23 protein-coding genes and 1 pseudogene are annotated in these 21,995 nt (G+C 56.0%); 15 read left to right on the forward strand and 9 right to left on the reverse strand.

The genetic code is table 11. The features are described from left to right. Nucleotides 1-36 precede the first annotated feature (36 nt). Nucleotides 37-477 carry a MarR family transcriptional regulator gene (locus AC1DJO_RS27975; RefSeq protein ID WP_112444053.1) on the forward strand — a complete coding sequence of 147 codons (441 nt, stop codon included), beginning with the start codon at nt 37-39 and terminating at the stop codon, nt 475-477. 88 nt (nt 478-565) lie between these two features. Next, nucleotides 566-982, forward strand: a complete 417-nt coding sequence (locus tag AC1DJO_RS27980; RefSeq protein WP_112444051.1) for a hypothetical protein — start codon at nt 566-568, stop codon at nt 980-982. Between the two features lie 85 nt (nt 983-1,067). Here the strand turns inward: AC1DJO_RS27980 and AC1DJO_RS27985 are convergent, their stop codons facing one another. Both AC1DJO_RS27985 and AC1DJO_RS27990 read right to left on the reverse strand, forming a co-directional pair. Further along, nucleotides 1,068-1,370 (reverse strand): hypothetical protein, encoded by a 303-nt coding sequence (locus AC1DJO_RS27985; protein WP_112540246.1) that lies wholly within the window; start codon nt 1,368-1,370, stop codon nt 1,068-1,070. A gap of 16 nt (nt 1,371-1,386) precedes the next feature. Then, nucleotides 1,387-1,782: a response regulator gene (locus AC1DJO_RS27990; RefSeq protein ID WP_477973935.1), complete on the reverse strand. Its 396-nt coding sequence runs from the start codon at nt 1,780-1,782 to the stop codon at nt 1,387-1,389. Between the two features lie 663 nt (nt 1,783-2,445). Here AC1DJO_RS27990 and AC1DJO_RS27995 point away from each other — a divergent pair. Then, a complete protein-coding gene (locus AC1DJO_RS27995) occupies nt 2,446-2,676 on the forward strand; it encodes a helix-turn-helix transcriptional regulator (protein ID WP_112517401.1) in 231 nt (76 codons plus the stop codon). Continuing rightward, entirely contained in the window at nt 2,673-3,935 is a 1,263-nt protein-coding gene (locus AC1DJO_RS28000; protein WP_477973936.1) for a HipA domain-containing protein, read from the forward strand. Before AC1DJO_RS27995 ends, AC1DJO_RS28000 begins: the two co-directional genes overlap by 4 nt. Here the strand turns inward: AC1DJO_RS28000 and AC1DJO_RS28005 are convergent. After that, nucleotides 3,932-4,156 (reverse strand): annotated as a pseudogene (locus AC1DJO_RS28005) (hypothetical protein); the annotation flags it as partial. The gene AC1DJO_RS28000 and the pseudogene AC1DJO_RS28005 sit on opposite strands and share 4 nt — an antisense overlap. Nucleotides 4,157-4,244: 88 nt before the next feature. After that, complete coding sequence (locus AC1DJO_RS28010) at nt 4,245-4,526, reverse strand: hypothetical protein (protein WP_477973937.1); 282 nt, start codon at nt 4,524-4,526, stop codon at nt 4,245-4,247. Between the two features lie 971 nt (nt 4,527-5,497). Between AC1DJO_RS28010 and cyoA the strand changes: the two genes are divergently transcribed. Genes cyoA through cyoD form a run of 4 tightly spaced genes read left to right on the forward strand, consistent with a single transcriptional unit; the run spans nt 5,498 to nt 9,280 of the window. Further along, entirely contained in the window at nt 5,498-6,328 is an 831-nt protein-coding gene (gene cyoA / locus AC1DJO_RS28015; protein ID WP_477973938.1) for a ubiquinol oxidase subunit II, read from the forward strand. Next, nucleotides 6,328-8,283 (forward strand): cytochrome o ubiquinol oxidase subunit I, encoded by a 1,956-nt coding sequence (gene cyoB / locus AC1DJO_RS28020; RefSeq protein ID WP_477973939.1) that lies wholly within the window; start codon nt 6,328-6,330, stop codon nt 8,281-8,283. The genes cyoA and cyoB overlap by 1 nt, the downstream gene beginning before the upstream one ends. Next, nucleotides 8,280-8,897, forward strand: coding sequence for a cytochrome (ubi)quinol oxidase subunit III (locus AC1DJO_RS28025; protein ID WP_477973940.1), 618 nt, complete (start codon nt 8,280-8,282; stop codon nt 8,895-8,897). Before cyoB ends, AC1DJO_RS28025 begins: the two co-directional genes overlap by 4 nt. Next, on the forward strand, nt 8,897-9,280 hold the full coding sequence (gene cyoD, locus AC1DJO_RS28030) for a cytochrome o ubiquinol oxidase subunit IV (protein ID WP_477973941.1): 384 nt from the start codon (nt 8,897-8,899) through the stop codon (nt 9,278-9,280). The genes AC1DJO_RS28025 and cyoD overlap by 1 nt, the downstream gene beginning before the upstream one ends. A gap of 229 nt (nt 9,281-9,509) precedes the next feature. Here cyoD and AC1DJO_RS28035 read toward each other — a convergent pair whose 3' ends face one another. Beyond that, a complete protein-coding gene (locus AC1DJO_RS28035; protein WP_477973942.1) occupies nt 9,510-11,696 on the reverse strand; it encodes a bifunctional diguanylate cyclase/phosphodiesterase in 2,187 nt (728 codons plus the stop codon). Between the two features lie 132 nt (nt 11,697-11,828). Between AC1DJO_RS28035 and AC1DJO_RS28040 the strand changes: the two genes are divergently transcribed. From AC1DJO_RS28040 to AC1DJO_RS28060, 5 genes are all read left to right on the forward strand, one after another. Then, a complete protein-coding gene (locus tag AC1DJO_RS28040) occupies nt 11,829-12,071 on the forward strand; it encodes a hypothetical protein (RefSeq protein WP_477973943.1) in 243 nt (80 codons plus the stop codon). 26 nt (nt 12,072-12,097) lie between these two features. Beyond that, on the forward strand, nt 12,098-12,706 hold the full coding sequence (locus AC1DJO_RS28045) for a J domain-containing protein (RefSeq protein ID WP_477973956.1): 609 nt from the start codon (nt 12,098-12,100) through the stop codon (nt 12,704-12,706). A 459-nt stretch (nt 12,707-13,165) separates the two neighbouring features. Further along, nucleotides 13,166-13,456 (forward strand): hypothetical protein, encoded by a 291-nt coding sequence (locus AC1DJO_RS28050; RefSeq protein WP_477973944.1) that lies wholly within the window; start codon nt 13,166-13,168, stop codon nt 13,454-13,456. Nucleotides 13,457-13,908: 452 nt separating this feature from the next. After that, complete coding sequence (locus tag AC1DJO_RS28055; RefSeq protein WP_477973945.1) at nt 13,909-14,313, forward strand: copper resistance protein CopC; 405 nt, start codon at nt 13,909-13,911, stop codon at nt 14,311-14,313. A 130-nt stretch (nt 14,314-14,443) separates the two neighbouring features. Further along, nucleotides 14,444-15,256, forward strand: coding sequence for a DUF1206 domain-containing protein (locus AC1DJO_RS28060; RefSeq protein ID WP_477973946.1), 813 nt, complete (start codon nt 14,444-14,446; stop codon nt 15,254-15,256). Nucleotides 15,257-15,415: 159 nt separating this feature from the next. Here the strand turns inward: AC1DJO_RS28060 and AC1DJO_RS28065 are convergent, their stop codons facing one another. Genes AC1DJO_RS28065 through AC1DJO_RS28075 form a run of 3 tightly spaced genes read right to left on the reverse strand, consistent with a single transcriptional unit; the run spans nt 15,416 to nt 19,543 of the window. After that, nucleotides 15,416-16,489 carry a lipocalin-like domain-containing protein gene (locus AC1DJO_RS28065; RefSeq protein WP_477973947.1) on the reverse strand — a complete coding sequence of 358 codons (1,074 nt, stop codon included), beginning with the start codon at nt 16,487-16,489 and terminating at the stop codon, nt 15,416-15,418. Next, entirely contained in the window at nt 16,479-18,887 is a 2,409-nt protein-coding gene (locus AC1DJO_RS28070) for an ABC transporter permease (protein ID WP_477973948.1), read from the reverse strand. Before AC1DJO_RS28070 ends, AC1DJO_RS28065 begins: the two co-directional genes overlap by 11 nt. Then, entirely contained in the window at nt 18,887-19,543 is a 657-nt protein-coding gene (locus tag AC1DJO_RS28075; protein WP_112389366.1) for an ABC transporter ATP-binding protein, read from the reverse strand. Before AC1DJO_RS28075 ends, AC1DJO_RS28070 begins: the two co-directional genes overlap by 1 nt. A 660-nt stretch (nt 19,544-20,203) precedes the next feature. Here AC1DJO_RS28075 and AC1DJO_RS28080 point away from each other — a divergent pair. After that, a complete protein-coding gene (locus AC1DJO_RS28080; protein ID WP_148194380.1) occupies nt 20,204-20,656 on the forward strand; it encodes a DUF1573 domain-containing protein in 453 nt (150 codons plus the stop codon). Nucleotides 20,657-20,832: 176 nt separating this feature from the next. Then, nucleotides 20,833-21,297, forward strand: a complete 465-nt coding sequence (locus tag AC1DJO_RS28085) for an OmpA family protein (protein WP_477973949.1) — start codon at nt 20,833-20,835, stop codon at nt 21,295-21,297. A 346-nt stretch (nt 21,298-21,643) separates the two neighbouring features. Here the strand turns inward: AC1DJO_RS28085 and AC1DJO_RS28090 are convergent, their stop codons facing one another. Beyond that, complete coding sequence (locus AC1DJO_RS28090; RefSeq protein ID WP_477973950.1) at nt 21,644-21,934, reverse strand: hypothetical protein; 291 nt, start codon at nt 21,932-21,934, stop codon at nt 21,644-21,646. Nucleotides 21,935-21,995: the final 61 nt, after the last annotated feature.

Genomic DNA, 21,995 nt, shown 5'->3' on the forward strand with positions numbered 1-21,995 from the left:
TTATATCATATCATGACATTTTGGAAGGACTAATGAATGCCTCGATCGGGACGCCGGACATCCGGCCTGGCTGACGAAGTCTATGATGGCCTCGCAGGCTTCCGGCTCGCCATGCGGCGGTTTTTGTCGTTCAGCGAGGCGGCGCTTGCCGAGGCTGGCGTGACGTCCCATCAATATCAGGCTCTGCTCGTCGTCCGGACGGCGCCCGGCCGGCAGATTAAACTTCGTGATCTCGCTGGTCAGATGCTGATGCACCACAACGGCGCGGTCCAGCTTGTGGACCGCATGTGTTCCGCGGGTCTTGCGGAGCGGATCCCCGCCGAAGACGACAAGCGAAGCGTGCTGATCGGCATGACGACGAAAGGCGAGAAGGTTCTTGAAGCTCTGGCGAGGATCCATGTCGACGGCATGCTCGAAAACGAACCACTCCTAGCAGAATCACTCGCGCGACTGCGTCAGGTGACCGAACTCGCCTGATCGGCGTCACCATTTTTTGATCACACCGTGATTGACCGCTGTTCTCAAATTTGTATCATGCTATGATATAAACCAGAGGAGAACAGCTATGCAAAATGGCGAAAGGGGCTGGTCGGGGTACCGGCCTTCCAAGACTCTTTGGGGGTGGTCGATCGTCGGCGCCTCGGCATTGACGATGGTGCTCGGCTTCACCTGGGGCGGTTGGACGACATCAGGCAGGGCGAACGTCATGACCGAGATCGCCGTCCGCAACGCGAAGGCAGATCTGGTCGCCAGCATCTGCGTCCATAACTTTGTCACCGCGACCGACGCGGAGCATAATCTCGAGGCCCTGCAGGCAAAGTCCTCGTGGCAGCGCGACGACTTCATCACCGAGGGCGGCTGGGCCAAGATCGCGGGGATCGACGGCACCGTCACGAATGCCGCCGATACCTGCGCCGACCAGCTCGTCAAGATGAAGGAATTGCCGCAATCGGGAAGAGATGCGGGAGTGACCGACAGCTAGGCTTCGACCAGGCGTGATGAGATACCTGGTTGGCGCGAGGCCCGTCCGAAATGATTTCGGGCGGGCCATTTTCTTTGGAAATCCCCTACCGTCCGGCGCCTATGGCCTCTTGCAAAGCCAGCAATATCTCCTTGGTCATGAGATGGGCTGCCATCAGAACTGCGGGAGACAACGGTCTTCCCTCGCGGGCGTCGCGGCAAATCTTGAGGAGACCGACGAACTCGACCGGGTTCTCGATGAAACCATCCAGCGCCTCTTCGACGTCCCTTGGGAATCGAGATCCTGCATCGCAGGCGACCTCGCCGTCCTCATTCAGCACTCCCCGTTCGATCAGAATGGTTTCCAACCGGCCCAACCAGAGACCGAGTTCTGCACGTCTGTCGATCATGGTATCGACCCCTCCTTCACGCGAAGACACGCATCCCTTCCGGCGGTGAGCCGGGCGAGCCCTCGCGAATCGTCCTTAGGTATTCGAGAACATTGCAGATTATCTTTGGTTGGGCGGGCTTCGATATCAGACCGATGACTTTTGACAGATCGGTGACGATCATTTCCGGATTGGCCGTGACCATGACGACCGCGACGCCGAAGTCGTTCGCGAGATACTGCGCAATCCTCGGCCCGGTGGCGCCGTCGCGAAGGTTGACGTCGACCAGGGCAATGGTTGCGAACGGGGCGAGCCGCTGCGCGCTCTCGAAACTGTCGGCAATCCCCACGACCACGTAGCCGGAACTCGCCACGATATCTTGAACATCCGCCGCGATCAGTGCGTCATCCTCAACGATCAAAATCTTTTCCATAAACCATCGCCTCCCATATTCGTTCATCCCGCATTCAGGATTGACATTATGAGCGAACAGTTAAAGAATGTCATGACATGATACAAGGGAGTGAACCATTGACCAGGAGCGCCATACTTTCCGCCGTGTTCGCAAGCTACGTCGCGGTCATGTTCGCGGTCGCGTCGATCCCCGGCGAGGCCCCGTCCGAATTGTCTCAGGCCGCACCGATCCAGACGTTAAACTAAACGCCAGGACTTGCGGGGCACTGGACGGGACTGCGTTGACGGTTGATCATGTCGCGTCGAGCCATCAGTGTTTGGGGAAAAGATCCTGTGGATCGGCCCGGAGCGGTTTAGGATTTTCGATGTCCGCTCCGGACGCTGCAACGGGAGCAGAGGCATCTGAAGCGCTCGTGAAGTTTTTACAGGGGCAGACACCGAAGTCAATTTTGGCTTGGGCACACGTACCCGAGTAAATTCGACTCTCCAAACATTGTTTAATCCAATCTTTTTGACCACCGAGAAACGGAATGACCTTGCCTAGGAGACATCTATAAACGAATTTCCCGATCGGGAAATTTCATGGATGAAAGACATCAGTAGCCGTCAATTTTCCCGATCGGGAAATTCTTCTCGACAAGACGCCTGATATCTTGCTATTTTCCCGATCGGGAAAATGAAGATGGCAAAACAAGTCAGAAATACATCGGATATCGGCGCCCTGATACGCAGCGCACGCAAGGAGCAAAACTTGCGGCAGGATGAGCTTGCCGGAGTTGCTGGCGTCGGTCTTCGCTTCATTGTCGATCTCGAAGCCGGCAAGCCAACGGCCCAGATTGGGAAGGTCTTGCAGGTTTTGCAAACGCTCGGCTGCTCCGTCGATATTCTGTCCCCTGGCGAGCGTAGGCAATGACGGCAAAAACTCTCAACGTTTGGTGGGATGGCAGCTTTGTCGGTCAGTTCACGCAAGACAGGCACGACGACATTAGTTTCACCTATTCTCAAGCTTGGCTTGATGACGAGAAAGCGCTTCCGCTTTCAGCATCACTCCCGAAGCGGCCAGAGCAATTCTCCCGCCGAGAATGCCGCCCGTTCTTCGGCGGCCTTTTGCCCGAGGAGAGCCAACGCCAAGTCGCCGCCCAGGCATTGGGTGTTTCACCTGCGAACGACTTTGCGCTTCTCGACCGCTTAGGTGGTGACGTTGCAGGCGCTCTTCAGCTCCTGCCTGAAAATCAAAAGCCAATTGAGATAGCGCCGCTTGCAAAGCGACTGCCGACTCCCCTTGATGATGCAGGAATCGTTCGAGTTTTGGACGCACTTCCGATGCGACCTCTCCTGGCCGGCGAAGAAGGCTTGAGGCTGTCTTTGGCCGGTGCGCAATCCAAGGTGCCGATTGTTCTGATCGGCGAGCAGATAGCACTTCCGCTTCCCGGCCAGGCGACCACGCATATCCTGAAACCGCCTATCGCACGCTTCGAGGGAACAACCGAAAACGAAGCATTTGTGATGAGGCTCGCCGCCACCATCGGCCTCGATGTAGCCCCAGTGGAGCCAAGGTCTGTTGAGGGGCGTTCGTTTCTCTTGGTTGAAAGATATGACCGCGTGCGCGATGGACGCGGCGTGGTGCATCGCATCCACCAGGAAGACTTCTGCCAAGCGCTCGGCGTGCCACCCGAAACGAAATATGCGAGCGAAGGCGGCCCCACTTTCAAGGACTGCTTCGAGCTATTGCGACGAGTGTCGGCGCGCCCTGCAACTGATGTGCTTAAGCTACTGGACGCCGCGATCTTCAACCTGGTTGTCGGAAACGCCGACGCCCACGGCAAGAATTTCTCGATCCTCTACGACGATCAGGGACCAAGAATGGCCCCGTTGTACGATCTGCTTTCTACGATCGCCTATCCAGACCTTTCACCGAAAATGGCCATGAGGATCGGGAAACGTGCCACACTTGCCGAGATGGACGCTGTTGGATGGCAGACTTTTGCGAAGGAAGCTGGAGTTGGCTTACCTTTGGTGCGCCGCAGATTTACAGACTTGGTCGACTCCACCGCTGAAGCCGTAGCGAGAGTAGTGGAAGACATCTCAGACCTCTGCATCGATTCCGCTAGGATAAATCACTTTGCGGATCTGATCGCAGGCCGCGCCAAACACGTCAGGGTGTCGATTTAGCCGCTGTCTTCCACGTCGGGATCGGGCACAAGAATAGGCGAAGGCTTTCCGGACGACAGATCGGGATGCCGCGGCTCGTCTTCGGGTGCGCTTTCATCGCGGATGCGGTCGATTTCGCGAAGCTCACGCGCGGCGGAGTCGCGAGAGCCGCCGTCCGCCGTCATAGCTAAGAGCTTCCGCCGAAGTTCCGTCGCTGCAACGGGAAGCACGTCGAACGCACCGCGCCAGCAAGCGGCGGCTGCGGGTGTGACCGGACGAACTCAACAACGAGTTCACGAACCTCTGGCAGAAAGCTGCTGTGGAAAGGCCTCAGCTTTCGCCGCGTCTTTTGACCAGCGCGGCCTTAGCCTTGGCTATCGCCGATGCAATCCCAAGTGAACGCCAGTCGGCCTGTGCTTGGTCCCTCTCCCGGATATGATCTAGGTACGCAGCACAAGCTTCCTTCATCGTGATGTGCCCATCTGCCCAATTCTCCAGAAGCTCAGCGAACCGAAGATCAGCATCGACTTGGATCCCCAGCGACTGCGCCCTTGCAAGTGCTTTATTGATCGTGACCCGTCGTCGATTTGAGACATCTCCTTCGTCGGTCATGATGTCCGATCTTCGTTCGTCTTATCGATGAGGCCAGCTTCTCTAATCAACTCTTGCCGCTCAACACCTTGGATAATAACGCGTGCATGGTGCTCGCCGTCGGATTGGACGTCGAGGGCGATGCTGGGTTCCATTAAGATCTTCGCTAGCGCTTTACGGGAAGCGCGGACTTCGTCGTCAGCTTCAACGAGTATTGTCGCAGTCACGAGAAACGCGGGCAAGTTCACCTCTCAAAAATTGATTTCTACGACTATCAGATTCTCGACAACACATAGAGGGCGCCTGACGGCTTAACACTGCCTCGGTTCGGTTTAAAACGCGATTGTCAGATCTGTGCGCTCTTTCCATGCTGATCAGGCGCATTTGCAAGTCTGGCCATTGGCGATCAAACGGCAAGGGTGACGCTGCTGTGGTCAACGTCAGCTCAATGTGACCCTAAGCCTTTGGCCTCCCCCGGCCGCCGTTAAACCTACTTTCGCGGCGCCTCCGGCCAGCGCAAACAATCAGCACCGTGAAAGTTCAACGTCTCCTGCGCACCTGCTCAACGCTCAATGCAAACGCATTGAGACACTTGATTGGGTTGGCTGAGATCACGATATGAAGCGTCCACTTGGACGCTGCTTACACGACGGGTCAATCAATTCACCGTTATTGTCGCACTTGCAGGCCGCTGTGGGTCACCTGGATGAACCTTGTAAGAGTACCAACCTGCCAGCGCAAAAGCGACGACAACAATTGCAGCAACGTAGGCGATCATAGTGCGGTAAGGTCTAGGTCGATCGTTCGCCAAATTAATCCTCCGGCAGCTACGCGGGCTAAAGTCGGCTGACCCGGCCCTGATGATGAGAACCCAGCGCTCGGCACAATGTTCCGTGAAGCCTCGGTATCCTGCAGCACCGACTTGAAAGTCGGCCTGATCAGTATACTTCGCCACTAAGGCCTAAGGTAATCGGGGCGTCAGGAAAAAAATCGTGTTCACGAGCGGTATCATTAACCCCGAAGGACCCATCGCTTCAGCCGAGGCAAAGATACTGTTCAATGCCACAGCCATCATGTTGGCGGTCATTATTCCAGTCATAATTGGGACGATCGCTTTTGCTTGGTGGTTCCGCGAGAGCAACAAGAATGCCCGGTACCGGCCAGACTGGACATACTCTGGGCATATCGAACTTGTCGTCTGGTCCGTCCCCACATTGGTTGTTCTCTTCCTCGCGGGAATAACCTGGCTCGGCACCCACCAGTTGGACCCTTTCAAGCCGATCGCTTCCGACCAGAAAGTCTTGAACGTCCAAGCAATCTCGCTCGATTGGAAATGGCTGTTCGTGTATCCCGACGACGGAGTAGCAACCGTCAACCACCTCGTCATCCCAGTCGGTCGCCCCGTGCACTTTTCAATCACCTCGGCTTCGGTAATGAACAGCCTGCTGATCCCCCAGCTAGGGAGCCAGATTTACGGGATGGCCGGGATGGTGACGCAGCTAAACCTCCAGACCGACCACGCCGGAACGTTTCGCGGGCTGTCGGCCCAATTTAGCGGCGAAGGCTTCTCGGACATGGTGTTTGATCTTCAGTCACTTGCACCAGACCAATACAAGACCTGGTTAGATCAGTCCCGAGCAAGAAACGATATGCTGGACGAAGCCGCTTACTCTGACTTGATGAAGGACCGCACACCCAGGCTGGTACAAACCTTCGGGAAAATCGAGCAGGGTCTGTTCGACAAGGTTGTCAAGCAATCAGGCGGCACCGCCCACTTTCCCAATCAGGCAACCGCCACCCCAACCGCCATGGAGACGCGCTGATGCTCGGCAGGCTTGATTGGAATGCGATCCCGCTTGATCAGCCTATTCCGCTAATAGCCGCAGGCTTTGTCTTGCTGGCGGCCTTGTCCCTCTTCGCCACTATCACTGTGAAAGGGTGGTGGCCCTATATCTGGAACGAGTGGATCACCAGCGTCGATCACAAGAGGATCGGCGTCATGTACGTGACGCTAGCGTTCGTCATGCTTATGCGCGGATTTGTCGACGCCATTATGATGCGGACCCAGCTGGCAATGGCGGCCAATGGGGAGTCAGGGTACCTTCCACCCGAGCATTACAATCAGATCTTTTCCGCCCATGGGACGATCATGATCTTCTTCGTGGGAATGACGTTCATGGTCGGCTTGATGAACTTTGCGGTTCCGCTGCAACTGGGTGTCAGGGATGTCGCCTTCCCGGTCCTCAACTCGGTCAGCTTTTGGCTAACGGCGGCAGGCGTGCTGCTGATCAATCTGTCGCTGGTCATCGGGGAGTTCGCCAAGACCGGATGGCTAGCCTATCCTCCACTATCTGAACTGACCTACTCGCCAGGCGTAGGCGTCGACTATTACCTTTGGGCGTTGCAGATTTCTGGACTAGGGACGCTGCTGTCTGGGATTAACCTGACGGCGACGATCCTGAAGCTACGGGCTCCAGGCATGGGCTACATGCGCATGCCGATCTTCTGCTGGACGGCGCTGGCCTCTAATCTGCTTATCATCGCGGCGTTCCCAATCTTGACCGCAACTTTCGGGATGCTCCTGCTGGATCGATACCTCGGCTTCCACTTCTTCACGAATGACCTTGGCGGGAACGCCATGATGTACATCAACCTCATTTGGGCGTGGGGACACCCCGAAGTCTACATTCTCATTCTACCGGCCTTCGGGGTTTTCTCGGAGGTAATCGCGACGTTTTCGCGCAAGTCCCTTTTCGGGTACCGTTCGATGGTGGCCGCAACGATGGCAATCTGCGTTTTGTCGTTTCTGGTTTGGCTGCACCATTTCTTCACGATGGGAGCCGGTGCCGACGTCAATGCCTTCTTTGGCATCATGACGATGATCATCGCGATACCGACCGGCGTAAAGATCTTCAACTGGCTGTTCACGATGTACGGCGGGCGCATCCATTTCGCCCTCCCGCTTTATTGGGCGCTAGGGTTCATGGTGACCTTCGTGATTGGCGGCATGAGCGGCGTACTATTGGCGATCCCGCCCGTGGATTTTAACCTGCATAACAGCCTGTTCTTGGTTGCGCACTTTCATAACGTCATCATCGGCGGCGTCCTGTTTGGAGCCTTCGCCGGATATAACTATTGGTTTCCCAAAGCATTCGGTTTCAAGCTCAACGAACGCCTTGGCAAGGCAGCGTTCTGGTGCTGGTTCGTCGGCTTCTATCTTGCCTTCATGCCGCTCTATCTGCTTGGCCTGATGGGCGCGACCCGGCGCATGCAACACTACGACGATCCGACATGRCAGCCATTGATGATCATTGCTCTTTGTGGGGCAGCGCTTATCCTGCTCGGGATCGTCTTTATTGTGCTCCAGCTCGTCGTCAGCATCAGGAACCGTGATCAAAATCTCGACGAAACGGGCGATCCGTGGAATGGCCGCACGCTCGAATGGTCGACAGTCTCCCCGCCCCCGGCCTGGAACTATGCTGTCCTTCCCAAGGTGACGAGCCTGGATGCCTTCTGGAAGACAAAGCAAGACGGCGATAGCCGCGACCGCAGTGAACCGGTGGAGGCCATCGACGTCCCGCAGAACACCATGATCGGAATCACGCTCGCCTTCTTTGCGGTCATCCTGGGGTTTGCAATGATCTGGCATATCTGGTGGATGGCAATCGTCGGCGGGCTCGGCTTTGTGGTGGCCTGCCTAGTCTATGCCTGGCGGACGTCCACGGAGACCAAGATTCCCGCTCATGACTTGATTGCCACCGGAGTGCTTCGAGGATGAGTGACGCCAGCGTAACCGGTGACGAAGCCACAACCCCGCTCTCTGAGCGTGGACCAGCTTCCAAGGAGATGGTCGTCCGGTTCGGGTTCTGGCTATTTCTCCTCAGCGATATCGTTGTCTTCGCTGGATTGTTCGCCGCCTATGCGGTCTTGTCGAAGTCGACGGCGGGCGGACCGACCGGGCCCGAACTGTTTAGCCGGACCCATACGTTTATCGAGACCACCTGTCTTTTGCTGTCGAGTTTTGCCTGCGGTTTGATGACCGTTGGGGTCGAGATCCGCCAGCGGATGCTGATCTACCTATCGGCACTCGCCACCTTTGTCCTTGGCACTTGTTTCCTTGGACTTGAGCTGAGCGAGTTTATCGATCTCGTTGCACGAGGAGCCGGGCCGACACACAGTGCGTTTCTATCCGCGTTTTTTGCCCTGGTAGCCACTCATGGACTGCATGTTACCGCAGGGCTGCTGTGGCTCATCGTCATGATGGCGCAGGTAGCAACCCTTGGGTTGCGAGACATGGTCTTAAGGCGCTTGTTCTGCTTCACGCTATTCTGGCACGCGCTGGACATCGTCTGGGTCGCTGTCTTCACCATTGTTTATCTGGGAGCGAGCTGATGGTTGACACAACTGGCCGCCGAGACAATGAGCAAGCGAAAGCTCCCGGCGAGCACGGCAAAGGGAAGGCCGCGATCAAAAATTACGTTGCGGGTCTGATCCTTGCCTTCCTTTTGACAGTAGCTTCCTTCTGGGCAGCGCAAACAGACCTTATATACGCCCCAGCCGTTCCGGTCTTGTTAGCCGCTTTGGCCATAGGACAGATGGGGGTCCACCTGGTGTTTTTCCTGCATATATCGAGCGGGCCAGAGGACACGAACAATGTTTTGGCGCTCGCGTTCGGGGTATTCGTGGTCGGATTGGTGGTTCTTGGCTCGATGATTATCATTCACAATCTCAACGTCAACATGATGCCGCCCGGGCATCTCATGGATATGGGATAGCGAAAGGCACCCGACTTGCTTAGCCCATTTTTGAATAAGATGAGGTCGACAAGTCGCAGTCAGTTGTGGCGTCCAGCGCCACTTCATCTTACTCGTACTAAAATCGGCATGGCTTGGACTCTTCTCCGGCAGCCAGCGGACGACCCGCGTGCCATTCCGACACCGATGTCCCATCATTCGGCGCCCTGGTGATGGCCTGTTCAGCCACTGAACGGAATTTTCCTTAAGTCTACGCTCGGCGAGCATTGCCGGTATGGAGTTCGCTTATCAGTTCCGGGAGCAGGGGCTTGGATAGGATATAGCCTTGGAGATCGTCGCAACCTAGCTCACTGAGCCATGCTTTCTGCTCGATGGTTTCGATGCCTTCCGCCGTAATCTTCAGTCCTTTGGCGCGGGCAAGACTGATCATCGCCTGGACGATCGCGTCATTGTTCTCTGCGGTCCCATAGCTTGCAACGAAGCAACGGTCGATCTTGATGCGGTCAACATCGAGCTGCTGCAAACGTCCAAATGACGAGAACCCTGTTCCGAAATCGTCGAGCGCGAACCGAACGCCGATTTGACGCAGAGCGTTGATATTGCGGCGACAGGTGTCCTCGTTTTCGAGCAACGCGCTTTCGGTGATTTCGATCTCTAACATCGCAGGATCAAAACCCGTCTTTTCGAGAGCCGAAATTACACGTAGCGCATAGGTTTCCCCCCGCAACTCGACCGCCGAGGCATTGACTGCCACAGAAAGGTTTGGCCAAGCTCTGGCGTCGCTTAAAGCCGTTGCTAGTACGCATTCGCCCAAGCTATCGATAAGGCCCGCCTCCTCGGCGATCGCGATGAACGTGTCCGGGGAAATCAGCCCTTTTGACGGGTGCCGCCATCTGGCAAGCGCCTCAACGCCCACCAAATGATTGCTTTTTGCGCCGTAGACGGGTTGATAGTGCACTTCAATCTGGCTTCCGCTTTTAATAGCCGTGCGTAAGTCCTGTTCCAGGTCGCGCCGCGTTTTGACCATCTCGTCCATATGCGGCCCGAAAATCACGTAACGATTGCGGCCGGTGCTCTTGGCGCTATAGAGCGCGATGTCAGCCCTCCGCAAGATGTCGGTGGTATCCGACTTGCCGCCAGATGAGAAAGCAATACCGATGCTCATACCAATCAAGATTGGCTGACCATCGATCTCGAAAGGTTGACGAACCACAGAGATAAGCTTTTCCGCCAGCTGTTGGACCCCACTTGAAGTTGGTGCCTCAATGAGGATGGTAAACTCATCGCCGCCAATCCGAGCGACCATTATGTCGCTTCCAACCGTCGCCTTTAGCCGCGCCGCCACATCGACGAGTAAGCTATCGCCGGCCGGATGGCCCAATGTGTCATTGACCTGCTTAAAACGGTCAAGGTCGAGGAAAAATACAGCTGCCGCGGATTTCGCCAGGACCTGGTCGACCTTGGCGTTGAATGAAATACGGTTCGGAAGTCCGCTTAGAGCGTCATGATGGGCGAGATAGAAAAGCTCGCCCTGGCTTTTGCGCAAACGGTCCGCGCGGCGCTGTAGAAGCATGACGAAAGCTGCAACTGCCCCCAGCATCAAGAGTGCTGCCAGCGCGAAAACGGGCCTGGTCGCTTCAAGCACGGCCTTTCCAGGCAGGAATGGCTCCCAACTGAAAAATCCCATACTGCTCCCGTCATGTGCCGTCAGTGGAAAATAACGGCGGTTGGGATTGCCGCTGCTCCAGTCGAACTGCATTCCGGTAAACAAGTAGCGCGAACCGAGCATCTGAGTGAAGTCGCCGTCCAGATAACGTACCGCGATGTGGAGTGGCTGTTCGCCTGCGAGCTGTTTAATCTCGCCGCTATCGGAGATGATCGGTTTGACGCTTACAACTGCCGGGCTACCGTTGATGCTTACTATATCGCTCTCGCCGATGCTGAGTGTCCGGTCGGAAGTGCCGGATGTATCACCAGCAGCCAGGCGTCGACGAAGTTCATCGATCAGCGTTCGGACCTTCACATAGACAGTCGGATAAGCTTTCTCCGGATCGTTGTCGGCGACCGAAAATCCATATACCAGGTTATTGGCGGGGCCGATCACAAAAGCAGCGTCGTGGCCAAAGTAGGTATGCATCCACTTGCCGAGATTTGCTTGTATCCATTCGCGATCCCCCTCACCTACCTTGCGAACAGCATCGTCCCAAACGGTTGCACTTTCCTGGTCGTGAGCAATTCTATCCTGCATCTCGCTGACGATCCGGCTGACGAGACTTTCCTGGCGCTGGACCGCCGTTTCGTCACTTTGGCGAGTGGCCCATACCATTGTTCCGTAAATCGCCCCGACCACGACGGCCCAGCAGGCAACCGATACAAGGAATTTTAGGGAGACAGAGACAGACGTGTTTGATGGAGACATTTTGACGACTTCCGGCACACAATCGCCTATCACTAGCCCTTACCTGGTTAAGAACATGCAAAGACGCCAATGTATGGTTGCTTACCGAGCCGTCGCAATCGGGGCAATTTTGGCTGTGACAGGCTAAGACGGATCGAAGCGCCGAAGCATTTGTTTGAGCTGATCGTTCTGCAGCCTCAGTTCGTTCGCAAGTTGACGCCGAAGCCGATTAATTTCTCCGTCAACGCGGAGGTGTTTTCGACTGCCGATGTCTGTGAGTTCACACGTGTGAAGTTGGTCACCACCACCGTGCCGATAGAGCTGATGCTCGGACCAGCTCTTGCAGCGGCAGTCATAAGTGAAATGGTCCAGGACATCATCACGCCACACAGCGAAGTTGTAGCTTGCCCGTGACGGAGCGTCCACCATATATCAGCCTGATGACCGTTTCAAAGATCTTCGTTGGCATTCGGCCAATACGCGCTAGCCGCCAAAAGCACACTGAACAAAGCGGCCCCAAGTGTCAGTGGGAAGGCTGCGAGAATTTTGGCACCCAGAGGGCTCCAGTGGGTGGCGCTGCGGAAGGGCTGTATCTTCTGTTTTGTGCTGAGCATTCACGCCAATACAACAAGGGCTACGACTATTCGCCAAGTAAGTCGGACCCTGTTGTCGCAAAGTACCAGCTCGATGCCGCGAGCGGCAAAATTCCGGCGCGTGGTGTGAGGACAAACGCGCATAACTTGGAGACACCGCTCCCTTCATCTGTTCCCTCAGGCTCAGCGAAATCACTCAGGGCACGCGGGAAAGCCAGCTATTCAGCAGGCACCACTTCCTCGGCTCAGCATCGCAGGCTAAGGCCGCTTGAAGCCCAAGCTTTTGACACACTTGGGCTGTCACATAATGCAAGTCCGGACGATATCAGACTCCGCTACAAGGAGAAGCTGAAACTCGATCATCCAGATTCCAATGACGGCAGTCGACACTCAGAGGATCGGTTGCAGGCCACAATAAAAGCTTATAGGGTGCTGAAAATAAACGGCTTTTGCTAAAACGAAAATCACTTCGTCGTCCTGCCCGCTGTTTACTTCGGTACTCGCATCTGGTCGTGAACTGGAAATCTGCACCAGCGTTCTCCGCGGCAACAATCTCGGCGGCAATGGCCAGTATCACCGTCCCAAGCCTATGATGCCGACGCCAAGGTGAGAGGCATCGCGTTTCAGCGATTACATCCGGAAACCGATCTCGCCGTCCTCCTCACGACCAAGGAGATATCAGCGGCTTGCTGGTACCCATATCCAGCTCATAGCGAGCGCACCATCACCCTCACCGCGTGAAACTACCACGTCAGCATCGACCTCAAGCTCGTCATCTGTGTCTACCGCAGCGATAAAGGCTGCTGCCTTGGGATCTGGCTCCCTCCGAAGCTTTTCCGCTAGCGGACCAGTCGGGATCAATGAGAGTATGAGGTCGATTTCGTCGGTCGGCGCACCCATATGGCAATATCTCATTTGACCTTCGAAATCATGACAGCGAGTTTGCTCGGCGGCAACTACGTCACGCAAGACACGGCTGACAATCCTATATTAGCCAAACCTGGCCAGCATGCACTTAAGCAGCCGATTTTCAGCGATGAGCCTATCCTTTCGGGCCTGCCCCTCATGACCACAGACGGCGGCCTTCTCACTTTTGCGCGATCTGCCAAAATCCTTTTCCATTTTGAGCTTTGCATGCTGTGGCGCCAGGGCACTTGCCGGTTGCCGAACAGCTTTGCTGTTCGTCGAACCGATGGGCCTGCCTAGACCAACCGGACTTTGGGATATCGCGCCAGGTAAACTTCTAATGTGGCTCTCGGGTAGATCAGAGACATCATCGAGTTGGCCTGTGGTCGTCACTAACGCATTCGAGTTCTCATGTGGCGTTGGCAAAACGACGCTGGCGATGATTTCATCCAACCGCCGAATCCAATCTAGATATCTCTCGCGGAGGGGACTACCCTCGGGAAGAGCGTCAAACTTTGCAACCGCCAAACGGCGTTGATCGCGATGGAGTGCTATATCGAATTTCATGTCGCCACCTGCCTTTTAAATACGAGTAGCAAGAAAAGAACATAAAGGGAACAGAATTTATACCCTTTGGATTCAACAATGACGCCAGCTGGCCGATTCCAGCTTGGCACCTCGCAGTCTTGCAGTGCTCGGAACGGATAGCAGCGTCGCGAATTATCACCGCAAGAACGGAAACGGAGTCGATTATGTATAGGTTTGCACATGCAATCGCCATTTCGGCATTTCTCGGCCTCACCCCGATGGCAAATGCAAGCATTAACCCTACCCCCGATATGCGTGACGATGTCAATTTCAACGACAACATCAGTCTCACCTTTACCGCGCCAGTGGATCCTGAACGTTCGGAAGTTGAGATTTTCGGACCAAGCGGCCCCATTCCCACAGGTACGCTCGAATATGGAGCGGATCGGACGAATTTGTTGATCCCCGTTTCGGACAAGCTTCAGCCTGGCCTCTACATCGTGCAGTTCACGGCATACTCGACGCTTGGGCAGCCGGTGACGGGAACATCCGCAATTACAGTGCCAGAGCGACCTTCGTTAAGAAGGTACATCGAATTGCCATCGGCAGCGGATGCTACCAGCCGATAACACGCCCGCGCTCATTTTTCGCCTACAGGAATTCGTCGGCGACGTGGCAAATTCGGGACCACGATGGGGCCCGTCCGGCCAGGAACCGTTTTACAGCCTGCTCGTTTACGAGCGGCGGGGAGATCGAAAAATGAACGAACCAAAGTTTGAATGGCTTGCCCGAGCGGGCTACAGCGCCCGAGGGATTGTCTTTTTGCTTGTGGCAGGGCTCGCTCTGTTTTCGAGTTTTGGCGGTGGTAAGCCGGACACCAAATCTGCGCTCGACTCACTGCTTGACCAGCCCTTTGGCAAATTATGGCTCGGACTGATAGGGCTCGGTTTGCTGGGGTTTGTGGCCTGGCGACTTGCTCAATCAATTGCCAATGCCGACAATCACGACGCAAGTGCGAAAAGTTATCTGATCCGAGCTGCCCTTCTCGGGAGTGCCGTTACGTATATCGGCCTGGCAATTTACGCTTTCAAAGGCGCGCTGGGCGTGGGATCAGCAGGCGATGGTGGCGAAAAAGATCTTGCCGAGTGGGCGATGTCGCAACCGTTTGGTAGATATCTGGCCGGTGCCATCGGCGTCGGGTTTTTGGGGGGCGGTATAGCGACCGCATTCAAAGGAATTTCTCGAAAGTTCGAAAGGTACTTAAAGCTCGGTCAGAGCCGACCGCTGATACTAGTTTGTATCTACGGGTTGGTTTCACGCGGGATCGTCTTCGCGATCGTCGGGGTTTTCTTCTGCTACGCAGCATTCAGCGTTGACGCCGATCAAGCTGGGAGCATGAGTGATGCACTGACTTTCGTGAGGCAGCTTCCGCTTGGCGGGGTGTTGTATCTTGCGGTTGCCATAGGCCTTGCCGCCTTTGGGATCTACAATCTGGTCGAAGCGCGATATCGAACCGTATCCACACCGAGCGTTTCCAAGGTGAAACGTGAACTGCCGCTGTCTCATAGCTAATAAGCTCTAAGGATTTCGACGCAAGTCCGGGCGAAGATGGTCTTTGGCCTTTGCCTGCTGCATGACCTGGAAATTGATGTCCGCGACCTGGCGCCTTTAAGTCGCGAACTTGAAAGGCCACATAAGTCTGCATCTCCTCTAAACCTGAGCTACTGGTTCCTACCTGTAGCCCGTCATCTCAAGGTAGCCTACGCCGGTGGTAGAGCCTTCGAACGAAATAGGGCCCTCCCAGTACGGGGTGGACGTTGCCATCCACGACTGATCGTTTAACGGTCGCGTTTGGATATCCAGCGATTTTGAGGGGATCTCTATTCGCCATGACACCGGAAGCTGCCTCCCATCGACCGTCGCGGTACGCACTGGCGTGAGATGAACCTGGTCTTTTGTTAGCCGCAGTGTTTGTCCATCGGGAGAGATCCAGTTCGCTGAAATAAACCCATCCTTGTCGTCACGGAGACGAAACGCCATCAGCTTCTCTCCGCTGGCCAAGTGCAGCGAAAACCAATCCCACCCCGTTTGGTTCGAAGCCAAGGGTTGAGAAGACCATTCCCTGTCGAGCCAAGCGTTACCGCTGACCGTGATGCGCCTCCCCGATGCCTCAATAGTTCCGGAGACCTGATAGAACGGCTGGGAGTAGTAGTAGCTCGCCTGCCCGCTTGCCGACTTAATAGAAAAGCCTTTATCACCCTGGAGAACGAGTGGGCTTTTGGCCGTAAGGTCCAGAGCGTAACTAAAGTCCTGCCCAGGGGCTTTTAGGGAGAGATTTGCCAAAGCATCGGAGCTGGAATTGTCAGCAGCTGACATTGTCCAGTCGTCTATCCAGGCGCGGAAAGGCGCGGCCGTCACGCCCGCCTGACCAACGCCGCCACGGCCTAACCGCTCTGCAACGTATTGGTGGTCGGACGTCGTTATGGCCGCATGTCCGATCCAGATCTGAGGATCAGCGAAGCCAGCCTTACTTTCCGGGGCAAGCGCTGATCGGAAAAGCGTCCACTGTGCTCCATATTGCGTGCCGTCTTGCCCCTTGAGATTGGCGGTCACGTACCACCATTCGATGCGATAGTCCGGGTGCGCTCCATGGTCTCTTGGAAACGATAATTCGGAGCCGCGCTGAGGAATCGCAAAGCCTTGGGCGTCCGATCCCAATCCGGCAAACCCTTGCCCCAGCGTATTTCCCGCTGAACCCATCATGGCGGCGCCCAGCAATGTTAAAGCAACGGCTCTACCGTTCATTGGCAAAAATCCTAAGCAGATCGGCCGGATTGATCGTTGCAAGGCGACGCACCGGAAGAAGTACCGAAGCGAGAGCCGCGAGAAGAGCGATAGCACCGAGCAATAGCCAGTCCACGGGGAACACTTGCATGGGTAGTCGCCATCCGAATGCCTCAACGTTGACACGGGCTAGCAGCACCCATGCCAACACAAGGCCCAAGGGTATCGCCGTGACGAACGTGGCTAGCCAAAGCGCCAGCGTTCGGGCGACCTCATACAGTGCCAGATCACGCCGACGCACCCCCATCGCCCAAACAGGCGCCAGTTGGGGAAGCCGAATTCCCGAGAGCGTCAAGAGACTGGAAAACATGGCGAAACCGGCTACAGCCAAGGTGAGCACGTTAAGGGCTCCCGTAACCTTGAACGTCTGATCGAAAATCGCTCGCGATTGCCTCTTGAGCGAGGTTTGATCCACGACGGCGGTTTCCGGGAGACCAAAATCCTCGATTAGCTGTCGCTTCAGCTCCGTCGACCGTTCAGCCGGAACACGTACGCCGTATCGAAGCTTGGCTACCTGAGGGTAATGGGCGACCAAGGTGTCGATCCCGATGATAACCTGCCCATTTGGGTTTCCGTAATCAGAGTAGACTCCTACCACCTTAGCATTCCAGCCCCCAGGCATGGCTACGAGCTCTCCCATTCGTGCTACCCCGCGCCGCCACATCTGCTCGTTGATCAGAGCACCCTCACCTTTGGCGATCTTATCCCAAACCTCATTCTGGGACGCGATCAGGGGCCAATGGTCGCGGTAGGTCGGGTCGTCCGCAACGCCAAAGACCTGGACCTCCTCGCCGGTAACGTCGCCATCCACGCTCCAGATTGGAAGGACCGATGTGGAGTGTGATGGAAGCCAGGCCCGTAACCTCGCCGCCTCGGCTTCGTCTTTGGCCGTAACGTATAGTTCAGCGGCCAAACGTTGATCGAGCCATCCGATGAATGTCAGCCTGAAACTGGAAACCATCGTGCCGACGCCGATATTCGCCGATAGCGCCAGTAGCAATGCCATCAACGCGAGTGAAAGCCCCGGAAGCTGAAGGCGGGTGTCCGCCCAAAACCATTCGACAAGTGCGTTATGCGACGTACGTTGCATGGCGGCGAGAAAGGTTGCCAACACGGCCGGAAGCATGAGGGCCGCGCCCAAAAGCAAGCATGCGAGCACCGCGAAGCCTGCCACTAATCCGGACGCGGCTATCGCCAAAACACCTGCAAGGAGTAGAAGCACCCCTCCCAGCGCCGCCTGGATTAGCAATCCTTGCATAGACTCTCGCGCCCATGCTCGTGGTTGCGCGGCCGCAAGGATGGAAAGTTTCCAGACCCGATAGAGGCTTTGAGCGGACGAAATTGCTGTCCCGGCAAGCGCCATCGCTAGCCCTGCGAGCCACCAGTCTGGGCGTATGGAAAGTGACCCGGAGACGTTCGCGCCGTAAAGTCCGCGAAGGGTTGCGGCGACCCCCGGCATGAGGATCGACGCAATCAGGTATCCAAGCACGACCCCGATGACGCCGGATGCGACAGCAAGTATCGAAAGCTCAACAACGAGCATCGCAGTAAGCTGCCGGAGGGAAATGCCAAGGGATCGCAGCGTTCGAAACGTGCTGCGACGTTGTTCGAAGGTAAGCCCGGTAGCGGAGTAAACGATGAAGAGGCCAACGATGAAGGAAAGAAAGCCGAAAGCAGTCAGGTTAAGGTGGAAGCTGTCAGTTAATTGCGCGACGTCGGGCTGCTCAACCGGTTGCCGGATCAAGAGCCCAGATGAAATCTGTTTGACGGCGATGGCGCTGATTTCCTGGTCGGAAGCGACTGTCAAACGATCAATCCTGCCATGCTTGTCAAGCAACCGATCAGCGACCGAGATGTCCACGAATGCCGCGCCTTCGGGAACGTTTTCGTCGATCCGAAAGCTCATGTCCGTATTGCCGCGCAGCCGTTCCGCCGTTTCGCTGGACAACACCAGCTCTCCAACAGGAGAGATGAAGCCGGTGAGATCGCGTCCGCTCGTCACCCTCAGCACATAACCCTCTTCTGGCATCGTTAAAGGATCTATGCCGATTAACCGGATGCGGATCGTGCCAAGGCGCAGGTTCCCTTCGATAACCGGCGAGACATTGAAGCCGAAGCGTCGAAGCCTCCCATAGATCTCGTAGGGAATCCCGGTGCCGTCCTTAGCCACAATTTGAGCAAGGGACCCTTGCTCCAGAACAGATGCGGCGCGAGCATAGCTGGCCCTCGCCTCAGAATTGATTGCTTGCACACCAGACCAAAGCGCTGTCGCAAGCGCGATCCCCAGCACTAAAGTGAGCAGCTGCAGAGGTTTGCGGCGCCAGTGCGATAAAAGCGCGGAAAACGCGACCCAGCTCATTAAGCGATCTTTCCACCACGAAGATGCACAGTGCGGTCCAGCCGAGCCGCGAGCCGCGTCGAGTGGGTAACAAGAAGCAATGCCGACCCTGCGCTGCTCGCCAGGTCAAGCATCAGGTCCAGGACGGCGTCACCTGTCTGCTCGTCGAGATTTCCTGTCGGTTCATCAGCAAGAATGAGCTTCGGTCTTGCCGCCAGAGTGCGGCCTATGGCGACACGCTGTTGCTGGCCTCCTGATAGCTGCTCGGGATAACGGGTTGCGTACCGCTGCAAACCCAACGCCTCGATCAAAGTCTTTTCCCAAGCACCGTCGTGGCGCTGAGCCAACTTGGCATGAAAAGAGATGTTTGCCGAGACGGTCAAGGAGGGGATCAGGTTGAACTGTTGAAAAATAAGCCCGACCTTGGTCCGTCGATACTGGGCTCGCTCGCTCTCGGAGTATTTGCTGAGATCATCGCCATCCATGACGATGGCCCCACAGTCTGCACGATCGAGGCCTCCTGCTAAGTGAAGAAGTGTGCTTTTCCCGCTACCGGATTCACCAGTAAGAGCGACGGTCTCACCTGAAGCCACACCAAAGTCGATCCCTTTCAAAATTTCGATTGTACCTTCCGCTGTCGGGTACGATTTTCGAACATTGTTGAGGGTAAGGATCATTATTTGCTCAGGTCACTTCCGAGAACTATCCGATCTAAATGCACTATGCGGGAAGGCGCCCGTCTACAAGATCAGAGTTGCTTATTGCAGAGGCCCCAGGCCTGGGGCTATTCGCGAGGACCCTCGGTACCAACTACCAGCCACAGCCATGCGCAGGAGGTGGCTCCGCGTATTGCGGTATTGGACAACAACCCTAGCTTCATTGGGTTCCATCACCCAATCGAAAAGCCGTGGCGACTGCGAATGTCCCTAGAATTTAGTCCAAGGCGTAAGATCACAAAGTAAAGCCCATGACGTGGAAGGCATAACAATAGGCCTCCAGTTGAAAGGAGTCAGCAGAGCGAGCGAGATCCTCGGGTTCACCAGTACGTTCGCGCTCATGGCTAGCCATCAAAAGAGGTCCCTCACGTCCCCCGGAAAAGTTCGCGTGCTCTTTCATTGGCTCCTGATTCTATCGAGAGAAACCCATCCCGAAGCTTTTCTGAATTGAGGGTCATAGAGCCGGTGAGCTAGACTGCGGAGTGAAACGGTCGGTATAGCGGACAGTTTGCCAAGTAGCCGTCACCGACATAACAATACTTTGGATAACCGATATTGCTGATTGCCTAAATTAGGATGCGCTATCACTTTGTGGTGCCACAGAACTCGGAGGAATGGGACTTGCTCAATCGCGTGCTATCAATCGTCACGGTAATCACCCCGTTGCTCGCCGCCACGCTCGCCCTGGCCCAAAATCTCCCGCCAGCCGTTGAGCTTCAGCCTGGCGTTTCGGCCAAGATCCTCGATTTGAAACGCGTCCCTGGTCAGCAGATCGTGCAGCTGGATTATGAGATCAGCAACACCGGAGACGCCCCTGTGAACCTGGCGGAGATCGGCATCGGGCGTGCAAGCTACGGTCTTAATGACATCACCTTGTATGACTTTCCCAACAAAATCAGTTTCAAGATAGGCGTCGCGAGCGAGTGCCTTTGCACACAGCCGCCAGAAGCGCCACTAAAGCCAGGTGAAACATTCAAGGCATGGGCATGGTTCGCACCGCCTGAAAGCAACCCGGGTCCGTTTGCCGTTCGCTTCGGATCAACGCTTCCCGTGATGGACGTTCCTGTTCAATGATAACCAGGCTAGCAATTCGAACACTCTCTTTGTTAGTGGTCACAATAGGCACAACGCAAGCACAAGAAGCCCCTACCGTGGCGCCGCCGAATTTTACGGCCCGCTCGCCTAGCGTGGGCTTCGTGTCACCCTCGATCGGCTATTCGTCACCCCGCATCGAATTTCGGTCACCACCAATGACGCAAGAAGAGCTAGCATTGGGACCAAGGCCCAAGGCGCCTCCCTCGCCGATCGTCAAGGGCTTAGAGGTGACCGAGGTAGGAGGCGGCGTTCGATACACGCTCTCGGCGGACATCCTCTTCGACTTCGACAAGGCGACACTGCGTCCGAAGGCTACCCAAGCCCTTCAAGCGATGTCCAATGATGTCCGTCAGCGTTTCAAGGAAGCAAGCTTCGTTGTTGACGGATACACGGACAGCAAGGGAAGCGACGCCTATAACCTCAAGCTGTCACTCCGAAGAGCGGCGGCCGTCAAGGACTACCTCGCGACGGCGGCGAATTTCAATCCATCGACTGTCGCAATCGAAGGACGCGGTGAGGCCAACCCAGTTGCCCCCAACGAGACCCCTGACGGGCAAGATGATCCCGACGGCCGTCAGAAAAACCGACGCGTCGAAATCTTGGTCAGGCCCACCGACTAGAACGATAAGTGCGAAGGCCGCCTGGTGCCGTGCAAACAACATTCAGAGCTCTTCCCAAAGCTTCAGTTATTCCCCATTCCAGGCGCTGCCACCTTCGCGTGCTGCGCGGCGAGAACAGATACGGGAGTGACATCTAAAATTTTCCTTGCCCTTGCGCGGGTGTTCTTCAATCGCCTAGACGAAGAACACGCCGCCAGGGCCCCGCCATTTGACTGGAAGCCAAACTGATTTGCGGGATCTGTGGATCCTTCCTCAGATTATGGGAGGGAGCTTTGGGCCACGCGATATCTACCGCTCTTAGCCTGCCCCTTGGCGATCGATCGTCCAACAGTGTTGCAGGGTTGCACTATGCCAATCCATTAGCGACCGCTAACTTGAACGACTGGTGGGGGCCAACTGCGAGCGCTTCGGTGGGGTTGCGCTCGTCCAACGTGACGGTCGCTTGTTTTGCGTATCTGCGGCCGTCACGTTCTTGACTGCTGTGGTCGGCACTGCCTGCTACAGCAACGGTTTGAGGACATCCTGCCGCATCGCCGATAGGCCGAATCGTAGCAAAAATTCCCTCCGACGACACGGCAGCGCCGATGTCGGCTTCGAGCGTATGGCTGTCCTGCCAATCTCCAGCAATGTGGAACAAGCGAGAGTGCACGTCCGAGCCCTGGGAAGCGGAATATCGTTTCCGGAACTTCCATCGTGAA

This window comes from Rhizobium sp. 05N430, from assembly GCF_056396985.1.

What these genes read in the sequence shown, in the direction of transcription:
- AC1DJO_RS28065 (WP_477973947.1), bottom strand. Translation starts at nt 16,489, where the DNA reads ATGAACGGTAGAGCCGTTGCTTTAACATTGCTGGGCGCCGCCATGATG.
- AC1DJO_RS27995 (WP_112517401.1), top strand. Translation starts at nt 2,446, where the DNA reads ATGGCAAAACAAGTCAGAAATACATCGGATATCGGCGCCCTGATACGC.
- AC1DJO_RS28000 (WP_477973936.1), top strand. Translation starts at nt 2,673, where the DNA reads ATGACGGCAAAAACTCTCAACGTTTGGTGGGATGGCAGCTTTGTCGGT.
- AC1DJO_RS28070 (WP_477973948.1), bottom strand. Translation starts at nt 18,887, where the DNA reads ATGAGCTGGGTCGCGTTTTCCGCGCTTTTATCGCACTGGCGCCGCAAA.
- AC1DJO_RS28085 (WP_477973949.1), top strand. Translation starts at nt 20,833, where the DNA reads ATGACGCAAGAAGAGCTAGCATTGGGACCAAGGCCCAAGGCGCCTCCC.
- AC1DJO_RS27990 (WP_477973935.1), bottom strand. Translation starts at nt 1,782, where the DNA reads ATGGAAAAGATTTTGATCGTTGAGGATGACGCACTGATCGCGGCGGAT.
- AC1DJO_RS27980 (WP_112444051.1), top strand. Translation starts at nt 566, where the DNA reads ATGCAAAATGGCGAAAGGGGCTGGTCGGGGTACCGGCCTTCCAAGACT.
- AC1DJO_RS27975 (WP_112444053.1), top strand. Translation starts at nt 37, where the DNA reads ATGCCTCGATCGGGACGCCGGACATCCGGCCTGGCTGACGAAGTCTAT.
- AC1DJO_RS27985 (WP_112540246.1), bottom strand. Translation starts at nt 1,370, where the DNA reads ATGATCGACAGACGTGCAGAACTCGGTCTCTGGTTGGGCCGGTTGGAA.
- AC1DJO_RS28010 (WP_477973937.1), bottom strand. Translation starts at nt 4,526, where the DNA reads ATGACCGACGAAGGAGATGTCTCAAATCGACGACGGGTCACGATCAAT.
- AC1DJO_RS28055 (WP_477973945.1), top strand. Translation starts at nt 13,909, where the DNA reads ATGTATAGGTTTGCACATGCAATCGCCATTTCGGCATTTCTCGGCCTC.
- AC1DJO_RS28060 (WP_477973946.1), top strand. Translation starts at nt 14,444, where the DNA reads ATGAACGAACCAAAGTTTGAATGGCTTGCCCGAGCGGGCTACAGCGCC.
- AC1DJO_RS28025 (WP_477973940.1), top strand. Translation starts at nt 8,280, where the DNA reads ATGAGTGACGCCAGCGTAACCGGTGACGAAGCCACAACCCCGCTCTCT.
- cyoD (WP_477973941.1), top strand. Translation starts at nt 8,897, where the DNA reads ATGGTTGACACAACTGGCCGCCGAGACAATGAGCAAGCGAAAGCTCCC.
- AC1DJO_RS28075 (WP_112389366.1), bottom strand. Translation starts at nt 19,543, where the DNA reads ATGATCCTTACCCTCAACAATGTTCGAAAATCGTACCCGACAGCGGAA.
- AC1DJO_RS28045 (WP_477973956.1), top strand. Translation starts at nt 12,098, where the DNA reads ATGACCGTTTCAAAGATCTTCGTTGGCATTCGGCCAATACGCGCTAGC.